At 33.8% G+C, this 13663-nt stretch carries 13 protein-coding genes; 2 read left to right on the top strand and 11 right to left on the bottom strand.

The genetic code is table 11. The annotated features are described in order from the left end of the window. Positions 1-225: 225 nt before the first annotated feature. From Q5N74_RS12895 to xrtF, 8 genes are all read right to left on the bottom strand, one after another. A complete protein-coding gene (locus tag Q5N74_RS12895) occupies positions 226-780 on the bottom strand; it encodes a hypothetical protein (RefSeq protein WP_304389270.1) in 555 nt (184 codons plus the stop codon). Then, positions 780-1052 carry a hypothetical protein gene (locus tag Q5N74_RS12890; RefSeq protein ID WP_304389269.1) on the bottom strand — a complete coding sequence of 91 codons (273 nt, stop codon included), beginning with the start codon at positions 1050-1052 and terminating at the stop codon, positions 780-782. The genes Q5N74_RS12895 and Q5N74_RS12890 overlap by 1 nt, the downstream gene beginning before the upstream one ends. Positions 1053-1211: 159 nt before the next feature. Then, entirely contained in the window at positions 1212-3425 is a 2214-nt protein-coding gene (locus Q5N74_RS12885) for a DPP IV N-terminal domain-containing protein (RefSeq protein ID WP_304389268.1), read from the bottom strand. 160 nt (positions 3426-3585) lie between these two features. Further along, entirely contained in the window at positions 3586-3939 is a 354-nt protein-coding gene (locus Q5N74_RS12880; RefSeq protein WP_304389267.1) for a heavy-metal-associated domain-containing protein, read from the bottom strand. A 105-nt stretch (positions 3940-4044) separates the two neighbouring features. After that, the gene (locus tag Q5N74_RS12875) at positions 4045-6291 is read right to left on the bottom strand and encodes a TonB-dependent receptor (protein WP_304389266.1); all 2247 of its coding nucleotides are present in this window, start codon (positions 6289-6291) and stop codon (positions 4045-4047) included. A gap of 136 nt (positions 6292-6427) precedes the next feature. After that, positions 6428-6841, bottom strand: a complete 414-nt coding sequence (locus tag Q5N74_RS12870) for a hypothetical protein (RefSeq protein ID WP_304389264.1) — start codon at positions 6839-6841, stop codon at positions 6428-6430. A gap of 49 nt (positions 6842-6890) precedes the next feature. Further along, positions 6891-7319, bottom strand: coding sequence for an exosortase F system-associated protein (locus tag Q5N74_RS12865; protein ID WP_304389263.1), 429 nt, complete (start codon positions 7317-7319; stop codon positions 6891-6893). Position 7320: 1 nt separating this feature from the next. Then, a complete protein-coding gene (gene xrtF, locus Q5N74_RS12860; RefSeq protein ID WP_304389262.1) occupies positions 7321-7863 on the bottom strand; it encodes an exosortase family protein XrtF in 543 nt (180 codons plus the stop codon). A 92-nt stretch (positions 7864-7955) separates the two neighbouring features. On the opposite strand from xrtF, the gene Q5N74_RS12855 reads away from it, so the two are divergent. Then, the gene (locus Q5N74_RS12855) at positions 7956-8414 is read left to right on the top strand and encodes a GAF domain-containing protein (protein ID WP_304389272.1); all 459 of its coding nucleotides are present in this window, start codon (positions 7956-7958) and stop codon (positions 8412-8414) included. Between the two features lie 185 nt (positions 8415-8599). After that, entirely contained in the window at positions 8600-10132 is a 1533-nt protein-coding gene (purH, locus tag Q5N74_RS12850; RefSeq protein ID WP_304389260.1) for a bifunctional phosphoribosylaminoimidazolecarboxamide formyltransferase/IMP cyclohydrolase, read from the top strand. 500 nt (positions 10133-10632) lie between these two features. Here the strand turns inward: purH and Q5N74_RS12845 are convergent, their stop codons facing one another. The 3 genes from Q5N74_RS12845 to Q5N74_RS12835 form a co-directional block, all read right to left on the bottom strand. Beyond that, positions 10633-11379 carry a LytTR family DNA-binding domain-containing protein gene (locus Q5N74_RS12845; protein ID WP_304389259.1) on the bottom strand — a complete coding sequence of 249 codons (747 nt, stop codon included), beginning with the start codon at positions 11377-11379 and terminating at the stop codon, positions 10633-10635. A 1-nt stretch (position 11380) separates the two neighbouring features. Next, positions 11381-13114 carry a tetratricopeptide repeat protein gene (locus Q5N74_RS12840; protein WP_304389257.1) on the bottom strand — a complete coding sequence of 578 codons (1734 nt, stop codon included), beginning with the start codon at positions 13112-13114 and terminating at the stop codon, positions 11381-11383. 103 nt (positions 13115-13217) lie between these two features. Continuing rightward, positions 13218-13637: a hypothetical protein gene (locus Q5N74_RS12835; protein ID WP_304389256.1), complete on the bottom strand. Its 420-nt coding sequence runs from the start codon at positions 13635-13637 to the stop codon at positions 13218-13220. Between the last annotated feature and the right edge of the window lie 26 nt (positions 13638-13663).

Raw genomic sequence — 13663 nt, 5'->3', positions numbered from 1 at the left:
ACTTTATAACTGTTTCTAAATATCACTAAAAACTTAAATAGTTATTAGACAGTCTGACGTTTATGTATAAGAATAGTTGCGCGTTTGTATGCGAGGATTTTCCGAAGGAAAATCTGAAGCTAGCAAACAAAGCAACGACCAAACGATTGAACTAAAATAAGCAATGTTTTTTACAAGGTGTTGCCAGTAGTTTTTATTTCTTAAACATCATTTTGAAATTCGTTTTCACAAGTCTTTAGTTAACATTGTCAAATCTTTACTTAAATGTTCTTTAATTCCAAAATCAAGGCATTCGGTATTTCCTCTGAAGTAAAGAGAAGTTTTATATCCAATTTTTGAGTGATATTTTTCTTTTAATTTTTTCTCAATTTCTACTGCTTTATTTCCGTCTTTGATTCTTTTTTCAAATAAGATGTTGTATTGATAAGGAAATTCTCCTTTCTTTAACCGTTCAACAACCCCATTTACAGAAAGTCCAAATTTTAAAAATTTTTCATTGTCATTAACAACTTCTACTAAATAAATATCTTTTGGTTCTCCAACCCAAGGATTTTCTTTACTTGTCGAAAAACCACTTTTTCCTGTTTTATTGCATTTAGGACAACCACGTTTATCAACATAATGTGCTCTAGGTCGCATTAAATATTCGCCGTGTTCTTGACAGATAATTATTATTTTTTTATCAACTTTTTCAAATTGAACTTTTGAATAATCGTATCTATCTCCAAATACATTATGAGAACGTTCTAAAAATATTTCAAAGGTTATACTTTTTGCCATTATCTTTTATTCCCCATTGGTGTATAAATTAATCTTACCGAATTACTTTTACTAAAATATTTTTCTTTCCTTACTTTCTTTATTGGTGAAGTATGAGTTGTTTCCGAGTCGACTTCTCCAATTTGTCTTTTTAGTTTTTCTATTTCGGATAAATAGTATTCTCTCAAATGAATCGATTGTCTTTTAAACCTCGTTTTGTTTTTGACTTTAATTTTAATTTTAGAATTAAGTTTCTTTTCCAATTCCTTTATTTTATTTCTAATTTCGGTCATTTTGGTCAAATTACTGGCAACTAAAGGACATGAATCACTCTAATGTTTTATATCCGAAGTTAAACGAATTTAGTCGAAAATTTTTACATAGTCAAGATGTAGCAAAAAAAAACTCCAAAGTAATTAACCTTGGAGTTTTTAATCTTTTATAACACACTTTTACCTCGCTCCCGGCGGGCAATACGTTTTCAAATAATTAGTAAACAAGGTTCTTAAATGCTCGGTAGTGCCTTCGCCTTCACGAATACCATGGGTACGGTTTGGGTAGGGCATAAACTGAAATTGCTTGTTATGCTTCACCAATTCATTCACTAAAATTTCGGCGTTTTGGTAATGCACATTATCATCACCTGTACCGTGTATGTATAATAAATTACCTTGTAAATTTTCAGCATAGGTCACCGGAGACCCATTTACAAAATCTTCTAAATTTTCTTGTGGCAAGCCCATGTAACGTTCTTGGTACACATTATCATACGTTAATTGATTTGTAATCGCTGCCATCGCAATACCTGTTTTATAAATTTCAGGGTATTGGAATAATAAATTTAAGGTTGCTGCTCCACCACCACTGTGGCCCCAAACAGCAACACGATCTGCATCTACAAAACTCCATTTTAGAATTTCTTGGGCTGCCAACGCTTGGTCTTTTATGTTAATACGACCTATGTTTCTATAAATGCTTTTACGCCATTCGCGTCCTTTAGGTGCTGGAGTACCGCGATTATCTAGAGAGATGTATATATAACCATCATCGGCCATATTCCCGTTATAATTTCTATTCCTTCCTGCACCATAGGTATCATTTACCGTAGTACCTGCTGGTTCTGTATACACATAAAACACCACAGGGTATTTTTTAGTGGCATCAAAATTAGTAGGCTTTACCATCCATCCGTCCATTTCAACACCTTCAGACGTGGTTACTTTAATAAATTCTACCCCTGGTGTTTCTTCTAATTTAGATAAATTTGCTTCGATACTGCCTTCAGTATTTACCGATTCATGATTTGCTAATGAAATAATTTCTGAAGCTGGTTTTGTAAAGTGATTTGAAAACGAATGAATCGCAAACGCGCCTGTTGGAGACACATTGTAATTATGCGTACCTTCTAAAGCTTTTGGACTTACCAATTCTAATTTGCCCTTACCATTTAACTTGGTTTTATATAAATAGCTTTGTGTTGCATTGTTTGGCGAGGCCATAAAATACACATAGCCCTTTTTAGTATCAATGAAAGATAGATCGATAAAATCGTAAGCTCCTTTGGTTATTAATTGCTCCTTCTTCCCTTCTAAAGACACATTGTATAAATGTCTCCATCCATCTTTTTCAGTAGCCCAAAGAATGTTTTTTCCTTCGTTATTCCAAATAAAATTATTGGTAAAATCGACTGTATATTTATTTCCTGCTTGGTAAATATCAACCCAAGCCGCATCTTCTTCCTGCTGAATTAACCTTGAAGTTCCCGTTTTTGGTTCGGCAATAAACAATTTACTCTGGTTTTGCTTTCTATTTAATTGCTGAATTAGTAGTTTTTCAGTTGAAGGAATAAATTCCATACGCACTAAATAATGCTGGCGTGCGTCTCCGGGAATGTTCATCCAGGTTGTTTTAGCATCATCAACATTCACGACACCTACTTTACATGCAGAAGGTGTTTCTCCCACTTTCGGATATTCTAAAGGCACTAATTCCGAGTAAATAGCATCGGTATTATTAATCATGTAAAACTTCTTGATATCGCTCGCATCAATTTGCCAATACGCAATCGATTTACTATCAGGACTCCAACGAAACCCATCGCGACATGCAAATTCTTCCTCATAAACCCAATCGAACGTTCCGTTAATTAGTGTTACAGAACCATCGGTAGTTAATGCTTTAATTTTTGATGTACTTAAATCTTCTACATAAATATTATTCTCACTTACATAGGCTGCTAATTTCCCATCTGGTGATATTTTAGCAAACATGAGCGACGATTCTGGCATGGTCTGCCCTATTTGTTGCAAAGCGCCCGTTGCCATATTTAAAACCCAATAATCTCCTTTGGTATTGATGCGCCATACACGTGCCGTATTTGTGAATAGTAGTACCTTTTGCTCATCTTCAGAAAACACAAAATAACTCACCTCTAAAGGCGCTGTGCTTTGATTTGGCGTTAACTGCTCTTTGGATATTAATACCTTCGCATCGTTCTCTGGAAGTGTGTATTGAACAATCCCTTCTGCCTGAATTCGGTAATACGACTTCCCATCGTTAGACCATTTGAAATTACCACCTTGAGAATAACTTTGAAACGAAACTAAAACAAAAAAGACTAAAACAATTATTGATTTTAGCCGTCCTTTAAAGTTGAAAATTTGCATAAACATGTGTTTTATTGAATATTATTCAATATTAGCTATTTTCATTCACATTTTTTGCGATTATTCTATCGTTTAACAGAATATTAAGAGAAAACAATAACCAAAAAACAAAAAAGCCCAAAACAGATGCTTTGGGCTTTACTAATTACGAGGTATTTTACTAATCTTTATGGTCGTCTTTCACGGCATCATCTCTATATTGGCAACATGGGTGCACGGTGGCATACGCCTCATCTGTAGCTTCTAAACCTTTCGTGTCATGACCTACAGCTACCACACTTTTTTGAATGGTTTTCAAATTGGTTTTACGCCCATCATAAATAAGTTTAAGCTCATGAGATTTCACATCCCAAATAGCACTTTTAACACCTTTGGTGTTTAAACAAGCCTTTTCTATACGACTCTTACACATTAAACAAACCCCATCGACCTCTAAAGAGGCTTTTTCATTTTTGTTTTGAGCGAATGTGACTGTTGAAATTAATACGGTTAATACAATTATTAGTTTTTTCATAGTGTTTGATTTTGTCAATACGTATCTCTTTAAGACATGGTAATCTATAAAATTAATATGAGATTACTTCAGTCAGACTTCTCCGTAATGACGGTTATTTAATTATTATTTTATTCTATATCGCAACCCTGCGTAATACATACTCCCAAAAATGGGTCCGTATACAAAAGTGGTATCAAAATTCGAACCAAAAGGATCATCGGCCGCTAAAATAGGATTGCTTTGCCTCACATTTGTAACATTTTCACCGCCTAAATATACTTCAAATTTAGAAGAAAACACTTTGGTTATTTGCACGTTTAACGTAGCCAACTTAGGTGTTTTATCTGGTAATTGGTACGCCACTGGACTTGTTGCTGTTGATGAAAACCGCTGTTCACCCAACCAATTAAAGGTGGCATCAAACTTCCAATGTCCGGTAGCGTTTTCGCGTACATGCGTTTCATAAGACGCATTTGCGAATAGGCGATGTTTAGGCGTTAATGGCTTTTCTAACTTCCCGGAAGCATACTGGGTTTTTACTTCATAGAATTTATAAGCCAATCGCAAATCGACTTGGTTAAATACATTATAATTAACTTCCGTTTGAAAACTGTTGGCAAAACTTGATCCGTTAAGGTTATAAAAATTAACCTCCTGTGGGTTTTCATAATCTACAACCACTTGGTTTTTAAAATCGGTTTTATAAAAATCGACGGTCACATCTGCTTTTCTTCCAAACAGGTTAAAACCTTGTAGGTAAGACACACCATAATTCCAAGCAATTTCAGGATCTAAACCATAAATAGTGCCTGTTGTATTTAGAATATTAATGGTTCTTGATGTTGAAAACATACTTTGGTTTTCGGCAAAAATATTGGCACTACGCTTGCCACGACCTACAGACGCTCGTAAAGCCGATTTTTCCCAAGGCGTATAACGCGCATGAATACGTGGTGTTACAAAAGTGCCCAATAAATTATGATGGTCTACTCGCACACCAGCGGTTACATTTAACTTATCTAAATTATCATAATTGTATTCAAAAAAAGCACCTACCGAAGTTTCGGTACGTTCATAATCTGTGGTGTTTACCAACTCATCATAATGATCGTAGGTATAACTTACCCCCGTTTTTATTCTATGACGAGAATCGCTTATAATGGAATTATAAATAATAGTAGAGTATAAACTATTATGCATTATATCGTACTGTTTCAATCCAAAATAAGAAGCCTGTTTATGACTACTGAATGCCGATTGTACCCCCACACTTTGCCAAGGAATCTCAGGGTTTACATAACCCAATTTTGCCGAAATCTCATAACGTCTCGTATCAATTTCACTTCCCCAAGCATTTGTTGTAAGCTTATCTGTTTTAGGATTGAAACCTATTTGACCTGTTTGCTTTTCATCATTTAAAAACTTCAAATTAATAAAACTCACAAAACCCTTTTCAGCATTGGTATACTGCCAACGGTTCATAATATTTATTTGGTCGTACTGTGGCATATCTAGAAACCCATCATTATTTACATCGTGTACATTTTGGTGTGTGTTACCATGCAGATACAAACCAGTATGCCATTTATCGCTTACTTTGGTGTTTATGTGCGTATTTAATTCCACACGTTCACTACTGGCAGCGTAAAGGTTTATAAATAATTTATCGTCGGTTGATGGTTTTACCAATTCCGCATTTATTTGCCCCGCAATACTTTCATAACCATTTACAGCACTTCCCGCTCCTTTGGTAATTTGAATACTTTCTACCCAAGTTCCAGGAATAAAACTCAACCCAAAAGCTTGAGACGCCCCACGTATGGATGGAATATTCTCTGTAGCGATTAAGATATATGGACTTGTTAAACCCAACATTTTTATTTGACGCGTACCTGTAACGGCATCGGCAAAATTAACATCGATAGATGGGTTGGTTTCAAAACTTTCCGACAAGTTACAGCAGGCTGCTTTCAGCAATTCGTCACTACTTACCGTAAAGGTATTTGTTGCCTGTAAATACGATTTTGCGGTTGCTTGCTTTCTTGAGGTTACGGTTACCGAATTCAAATTATCGGTTGGTTGCAACCAATGGCGCACCTGTTTTGGTTTTGAAATAGTTAGAGTATCTGTTTTATACCCTACATAACTAATAACCAATTTTGTGTTTTCTTTTGAATAGGAAAGCGTAAAGGTTCCATCCAAATCGGTAACCGTTCCTATGGTTGTATGAAGCCAGTACACATTGGCACCCGCTAAACTTATACGCTCATTTTTCTCATTAGCTTCCATAATAATACCCGAAATATGTTCCTGGGATATGCTTATAAACGGAAGTATAAAAAGTATAAATACTAAATTTTTTGTTGTCATTATATAAATGAAATTCACCACGCGCTTTGAATTCTAATTCGTAGCGCTATTTATGGTTTTTAAATATTTTGAAATAATAAGTTGGCATGCTTACTCGCTAATAACCGAGCACATGCAGAAACAAAAAATATAGGAATCAAATAATGAAAACTTGGTCTAAAACCTGAATATCGGCAACCAAATTGGGTGGTGAGTAGTTTTTATGAGGAACTACATATTCTCGTAACCCTTCAAAAGCATCACTAAAAACAAGCTTAATGTTCGCAATAAAAAGTTGCTTATTGAAATCAAAATCTTCAAAAGTAGTCAGTCTTAAATTCTCTTGACCTTGAATAATTTTAATTTCATCTGTACAACATATTTTCTTTGTGAGCACTTCTTGCTCTGCTTCAAAAGCTTCTAAAATACATTTTTGAGCTTCGGTATAAACAGAGACATTTACCAACACATCACCACAAAAATGCTTCTCAATAGTAAAAGATACTGTTGAAAACAACACAAGCAAAGCTAGGAGTGCCGAAAAACTTTTATGTAGAATCTGTTTTATCACACTGCGAAAATACAAAAAATCTAAAACGCGGCCTTACTTTTATGCCACCTTAACTTCTAAGTTTATGGTAATAAAATGCTGGCAACAGCAATATTAAAATAATAGGCTGAATTAAAAACCGTCGTAAATTGAAAAACAAATAGTAATCTTTTTGCCTTGGGTTAATTACAAAATATAGATAAACCGTAATTAAGGCTAGAAATGCCAGTGCATAAACAAGCGTAGAAAATTTCACTATGCTTTTATCTTTAAAAACTAAATACAGAATACCCAACGACGTGGCACTGTTTAACACGTAGCGCAACCCAGTAAACATGGTAACTTTAAACACCTCACGTCTAGGACTATCGATATACAAATAATCGTTTTGGAAGAATATTAAATAGGGATCGTAAAACAGTTCGTTTTCAAATAACCGAATTAAAACTAATACGCCAACTAAACAAAAAACCAAGATATATGTAATGTGTTTCTGCATACTATTTTTTTAGTTTAGAAAATCTGTTTACCCAAAACACCCACAATAGAAAAACCATTCCGTAAATAACGGCAGGAAATACAACGGTGTGAAAAACATCTTTTTGTTGCGGAAAATGATACAAGCCAATACTCAACAATACAATACGCAATAGGTTTACCGTATAAAGTAGCACGCTACCAGCAAGCATATAAAAAAACGTGGTTTTAAATTTAGAAGCAAACGCCGCTATGAACGATACAAATAAAATAATCACACTTATAGAATTGCACCCTTCTATAACTCGGGCTAAATAAGTACCATTAAGTACCACTTTCATAGAGGGTTCATTGGGGTGCGGCAGCATTTCCACATCGTATCCTAAGGCATCTAACAAAGCGTCACTTTGCATCGCGACTAAATGCGTCATGTAATCGGGATAGTATTTAGACCCGTCTGAAAACTGTAAATAAAACTTATACATCACAGACAAGATCATATACACCAACAAAAACGCAAGCATAAACCGGATAACTAACTTATATTTTACTAGGAGTGACTTCAAAAAAAACGTAATCTATTTATAAGGTTAAAATTATGCAAACCAAATATAATATTCACCCCATTTTAAATACTTTTGCCAAAACTTTTGATGTTATGACTTTTGAACTATTAAAACCCCAAGTAGAAACTATTGTTTTAAACACGAATAAAACAGTAAACGATCGCCTTTTAAACATTTGCGAATTACTTGAAAAACATATTAACCACTACAATTGGGTGGGGTTTTACTTTAGAAATGGCAAAAAAGAAGAACTTATTTTAGGGCCATATGTTGGCGCACCAACAGATCACACCATCATCCCGTTTGGAAAAGGCATATGCGGACAAGTAGCCGTAAGCAATCAAAACTTTGTAGTGCCCGATGTGGCTGCGCAAGACAATTATATTGCCTGCAGTATTACTGTAAAGGCTGAAATTGTAATCCCTATTTTTGTAAATGGCGAAAATATTGGACAGATTGATATCGACTCTAACACCCCAGACCCTTTCACCGAAGCAGACGAACGTTTTCTAGAATTTGTTTGTACGCAAGTGGCAACTATAGTGGCATAAATTTAAATTAAAAAAAAACAAGCATAAATACCCACGCAAGAAATTTCACATTGAAATTTTGGAATTTAAAAAACCTTGTTGCTAATTTTCATATTTAGTTAAAAAATCGACTCCTTTTTTATTTTATAAACAGTTGTATTTTAGTTGAAATAACTACTTTTGCAACTTCTAATCAGATTAAAAAAATGAGCAACGAAAAAACAGTAAAATCAGCATTAATATCCGTATTTAGTAAAGACGGTTTAGAGCCTATTGTTAGAAAACTAAACGAGCAAGGTGTAACCATTTATTCTACTGGTGGTACCCAAACATTTATTAACGATTTAGGTATTGATGTGGTTCCTGTAGAAGAAGTAACATCTTACCCTTCTATTCTTGGTGGTCGTGTAAAAACATTACACCCAAAAGTATTTGGTGGTATTTTAAACAGACAAAACCATGACGGTGACGTTAAAGAATTGAAGGAATTTGATATCCCTCAAATTGATGTGGTTATTGTTGATTTATATCCGTTTGAAAAAACAGTTGCTTCAGGTGCAAGCTCACAAGATATTATTGAAAAAATTGACATAGGTGGTATTTCACTAATTCGTGCTGCTGCTAAAAACTTTGCAGACGTTGTTTGTGTAGCATCTGTTGATGATTATGCCGAATTTTTAGAACTTATTTCAGCTAATAACGGAAGTATTTCTGAAGAAGACAGAAGACGTTTTGCAGGAAAAGCATTTAATGTATCATCTCATTACGACACAGCTATTTTTAATTACTTCAACCAAAACAATGAAGAAACTGTTTTAAAAATTAGCGAAACTAAAGGAAAAACACTTCGTTACGGTGAAAACCCACACCAAAAAGGATCTTTCTTTGGTGATTTCGATGCGATTTTCACAAAACTTAACGGAAAAGAATTAAGCTACAACAACCTTTTAGATGTTGATGCTGCCGTTAATTTAATAAACGAATTTAAAGGTGAAGCACCTACGTTTGCGATATTAAAACACAACAATGCTTGTGGTTTTGCACAAGCCAACAGCATTCACCAAGCTTATAAAGATGCTTTAGCAGGAGACCCTGTTTCTGCTTTTGGTGGTGTATTAATTAGTAATACTGAAATAGATAAAGCAACTGCCGAAGAAATTAGTAGCTTGTTCTGTGAGGTTGTGATCGCTCCTTCATACAATGCAGAAGCTTTAGAAATTCTTAAAGGCAAGAAAAACAGAATTATTTTAATTCTTAAAGATGTGGTTTTACCACAAACCAACGTGAGATCTTGTTTAAACGGTGTTTTAGTTCAAGACAGAAACAATGTTACAGATACTATTGAAGGTTTAACATACGTTACAAACACAAAACCATCTAACGACGATTTAGACGATTTAATATTTGCTTCAAAAATTTGTAAGCACACAAAATCGAATACCATCGTTTTAGTAAAAAACAAAAAACTATTGGCTAGCGGAACTGGACAAACCAGTCGTGTAGATGCTTTAGAGCAAGCAATTCACAAAGCACAAACTTTTAAATTTGATTTAACAGGAGCTGTTATGGCAAGTGATGCTTTTTTCCCGTTTCCTGATTGTGTAGAAATTGCTAAAAACGCAGGTATTACTTCGGTTATTCAACCAGGAGGTTCTATTAAAGACCAGTTGAGTATTGATTACTGTAATGAAAACAATGTAGCTATGGTGATGACAGGAACACGTCATTTCAAACATTAAGCATACACACATTATATATCACAAAGAGAGCGCTAATTATTAGCGCTCTCTTTTTTTAAATTAATTCTTATAATTAATATCCCTTATTATTTATAGCCTAAATTAATTTACATATTCGATATATTAAAACTCCTAACTGAACTACTACAGCCACTACAAGTAGTAACATCCAGTAATTAGATTTTGTTTGATCAGTCATCTTATGTACAATCATTTTTTATAATTTACTTTAGTAACTTCTTATTTTTCAGAAAAGAACTTCCTTTTTCTTCTGTAAAACTAGAGCATAACTAGAGGCAATTACATAAAATAGGCACGAAAGCGGTTTTTTTATCCATAAGAGCGGAAATATTTAAAACAGCGACCTCTTTAATTAAATTTTAGATGATTTTATTTAGAAAATAAGCATGAAAAATGAAAACATCCCATGGTTTATAAGTTGTTTTTTTAGAAGCTGTACGACTTAAAGTTATAAGAAAAGCTAGAGTTTCTCTTTATACTTATTTTAAAGTAGGGAGTTTTTTTAAGAAGTCTTTATAATTTTCACTTAGTGTTACTTTGTGATTACCAGATAACATAATAAGATTATCTCCTGGCACTATTTCAATTATTTTAATGGAATTGACAATATAGTTTCTGTGCGTTCTAAAGAAAATGGTAGCATCTAATAATTTCAGCATTTTTGTTAACGAGATTAGAATTACGAACTTCTCATTTTCTGTGATGATATTACAGTATTTCTCTTCTACTTCAATATAAATTATATCTGCAATAAGTACTTTTTTAAGCGACTTTCCTTTCTTTATAAAGAGGTATTCGTTACTTATAACAGTATCTTCTTCCTCTCCTAAAAACACATCGGGTTGTGCGTAAAATTTTTCTACGGCCATTTCTAAGGCATACAGAATTTCTAGCTCATTAAACGGTTTCATTAAATAACTGAATGGCTGTGTTAACTTGGCTCTTTCAAATATTTTCCTATCGGTAGAACTCGTTAAAAACACAAATGGTTTTGAGGCATTCGGACTCCCATTTATAGTTTCGGCAAACGAAATTCCTTCAGGAAACCCGTTCAAAAAAATATCAATAACAACAATATCAATCTTATTATTATAAAACAAATCGAGTGCTGCTTTAAAGCTAGTTGCCACACCAACAATGTTGTAATTATTAACTTCAAGCACCTTTATTAAAGCATCACTTTCAGCAGGTGTATCTTCTACAATAAGCACATTTACATTATCCATCTCATGTTGTTTTAGGCAAAGATACAATCATTTTCGCGCCTTTTTCTAGCTCACTTTCAATTGAAAACTCACCTTTATTAATTTTAATCATCGATTTACATAATTGTAAACCTAAACCGGTTCCTATCACATCTTCATGCTCTTTTTTAGAGAGCATGCCCGTCTCTTTTAACAATTCCAAACGGGTAATCTCACTCATCCCCAATCCAGAATCTTCAATAACCAAATCGCAAAAAGCATCGGTCGTACTTCTGGTGTAAATTTTAATACTTCCGTTAGGTTTAGAAAATTTTATGGCATTGTCTAATAAATTTCTCAACACAATTTTTAACGATTCTTGGTCTGCAAAAACCACTTCACTTTTTAAAACAGAATTATCAAACTGAATGTTCTTTTCTTGCATTAAGGGTTTATAATTGTAAGCCGTTTGCTCTACGATAAAAAACAAACGAAGGGAAGCAATTTCAAAATAAGATTGCTTGGTTTGTAATAATGCCCAATGCAACAAATTATCTAACAAATTATAGGCGCCATTTACAATGCCACTATTAGTATGCAAAAGGCTATCGAGTTGCTCTAAATTCTTAGCTTCTAAATGGCCTAACAACTTCGTGTTACTTGATTTTAGTGCATTTACAGACGATCTTAAATCATGACTTACAACAGAGAATAGCTTATCTTTAGTAGCATTCAAAGCATCCAAATCTTCTTTTTGTGCCACTATAATTTTATTAACCTTGGCTTTCTCTTTATAGAAGTATATGGAAATACCTAACAAAAACAACAGTACAACTGCCGAATACAACAACCCGTTTCTCTCTATTATTTTCGCTTTATTTTCGGCTTGCAGCAAACCAACTTCCTTTTGTTTTTCTTTAACTGCAAATTCTTTTTCGAGTTTCGCGACTTCCCATATTTTATTCTGGTCGTTTAAAGAATCCTTCCATTTTTCATATTCTTTTCGATAAGCTAGTGATTTCACAAAATCTTTTCGATTTTCTTCTACCACAGCCATATTAAGGGTGGACCTTCTCTTGACATTAAAATCCTTGATTTTTTTTGATAGTTGATAGGCTTTCTCAAAGTACGGAATCGCTAAATCATCTTGATATTGTTCGTAATATAAATTGGCGACATTGATGTACGCATTTATTATCTCGAGAGTATCTTTTTGTTGTTCTTTCAATTCGACACTTTCACTTAAATATGGTGCTGCTTTTTTAAAGTCTCCTAAATGAAGATAACATAAACCTAAGTTATTAAGAGTGGCACTCTTTTCAAAATAAAACGAATCTTCTTCTGATAATTCTTTTAAAGCTTGAAAATAAGGAATTGCTTCTTCAAACCGATTTTGCTCTAGTGCTATTTGGCCCAAACGCGCAGTAACTAGGTAATAAAACTCAAACGCCTTCGATATCAATTCAAATTCATTTTGAGCCTCTTTAAACATCTTTTTTTGTTTAAAACTATAACCTCTAAAGTAATGCGCATAATCCGTTAACGTGATATTCTCTTTTGAGGTATCTAGCAACTTCATGGAATTAACCAAGGTAGAATTCCATTCCTTTTCAATAAAAAAGGAAGCCGCTTTGTAAAAAAACGTATTGCTTTTAAAGGCCTCTGCTTTTTTCATAATTTCAGCATGAAACAAGTCTTCTTTATAGTGTTCCTGAGAAAAAACTACAGTACAAAAAAACAGGGTAATTAAAACGAATCGTAATTTAAATTTAGCCATTATAGTTATGCCTTTTATTTAAATAAAATATACTTAAAAAAGAATCCGGAAGCTTTTCAAACCAACGGATTCTCACTCTTTCTTTAGAATTAAATAACCTCTATCAACCTCCTACTACCGCTGTTTCTGTACCTCTAGAAGTTACAGGATCTTCATCCCACAGAAAAGACTCAATGTTTTTAATAGATTTTGTTGGATCCTCAAGATCAAACGAAAAAGTGTAAGGGTACAAGGCCTCAGGTATTTCCTCTTTGTAGTTATACACAAAATAAACACCCTGCGTATCACCTACCAACGGTTGGGTTATATACACATCAATACTATTTAAATTATCTGCAGCATCCACATATATGGTCGCAGTAATCGTTATAGTGTTTCCGTTTTCTACAGCGCTTACGTGGTCTGGTTGCAGTGGCGTTAGAGATGTTTGTGTGGACGGACTTATTAAAGCCCCTTTTTGTAGGTTAGAAATTGTTTTAAAAAGAACAGTTCCTGTTGGTAATTCGATGCTTTCTGTACTCATATTTACAAGTTGGTTTATCAATTAAT

This window comes from Mariniflexile sp. AS56 (genome assembly GCF_030552475.1).
Lineage (GTDB): Bacteria > Bacteroidota > Bacteroidia > Flavobacteriales > Flavobacteriaceae > Mariniflexile.
The sequence above is the reverse complement of the archived record's forward strand: the minus strand, read 5'-3'. Positions and strand labels throughout refer to the sequence as shown.

What these genes read in the sequence shown, in the direction of transcription:
- Q5N74_RS12895 (WP_304389270.1), bottom strand. Translation starts at nt 780, where the DNA reads ATGGCAAAAAGTATAACCTTTGAAATATTTTTAGAACGTTCTCATAAT.
- Q5N74_RS12890 (WP_304389269.1), bottom strand. Translation starts at nt 1,052, where the DNA reads ATGACCGAAATTAGAAATAAAATAAAGGAATTGGAAAAGAAACTTAAT.
- Q5N74_RS12885 (WP_304389268.1), bottom strand. Translation starts at nt 3,425, where the DNA reads ATGCAAATTTTCAACTTTAAAGGACGGCTAAAATCAATAATTGTTTTA.
- Q5N74_RS12880 (WP_304389267.1), bottom strand. Translation starts at nt 3,939, where the DNA reads ATGAAAAAACTAATAATTGTATTAACCGTATTAATTTCAACAGTCACA.
- Q5N74_RS12875 (WP_304389266.1), bottom strand. Translation starts at nt 6,291, where the DNA reads ATGACAACAAAAAATTTAGTATTTATACTTTTTATACTTCCGTTTATA.
- Q5N74_RS12865 (WP_304389263.1), bottom strand. Translation starts at nt 7,319, where the DNA reads ATGCAGAAACACATTACATATATCTTGGTTTTTTGTTTAGTTGGCGTA.
- Q5N74_RS12855 (WP_304389272.1), top strand. Translation starts at nt 7,956, where the DNA reads ATGACTTTTGAACTATTAAAACCCCAAGTAGAAACTATTGTTTTAAAC.
- purH (WP_304389260.1), top strand. Translation starts at nt 8,600, where the DNA reads ATGAGCAACGAAAAAACAGTAAAATCAGCATTAATATCCGTATTTAGT.
- Q5N74_RS12845 (WP_304389259.1), bottom strand. Translation starts at nt 11,379, where the DNA reads ATGGATAATGTAAATGTGCTTATTGTAGAAGATACACCTGCTGAAAGT.
- Q5N74_RS12840 (WP_304389257.1), bottom strand. Translation starts at nt 13,114, where the DNA reads ATGGCTAAATTTAAATTACGATTCGTTTTAATTACCCTGTTTTTTTGT.
- Q5N74_RS12835 (WP_304389256.1), bottom strand. Translation starts at nt 13,637, where the DNA reads ATGAGTACAGAAAGCATCGAATTACCAACAGGAACTGTTCTTTTTAAA.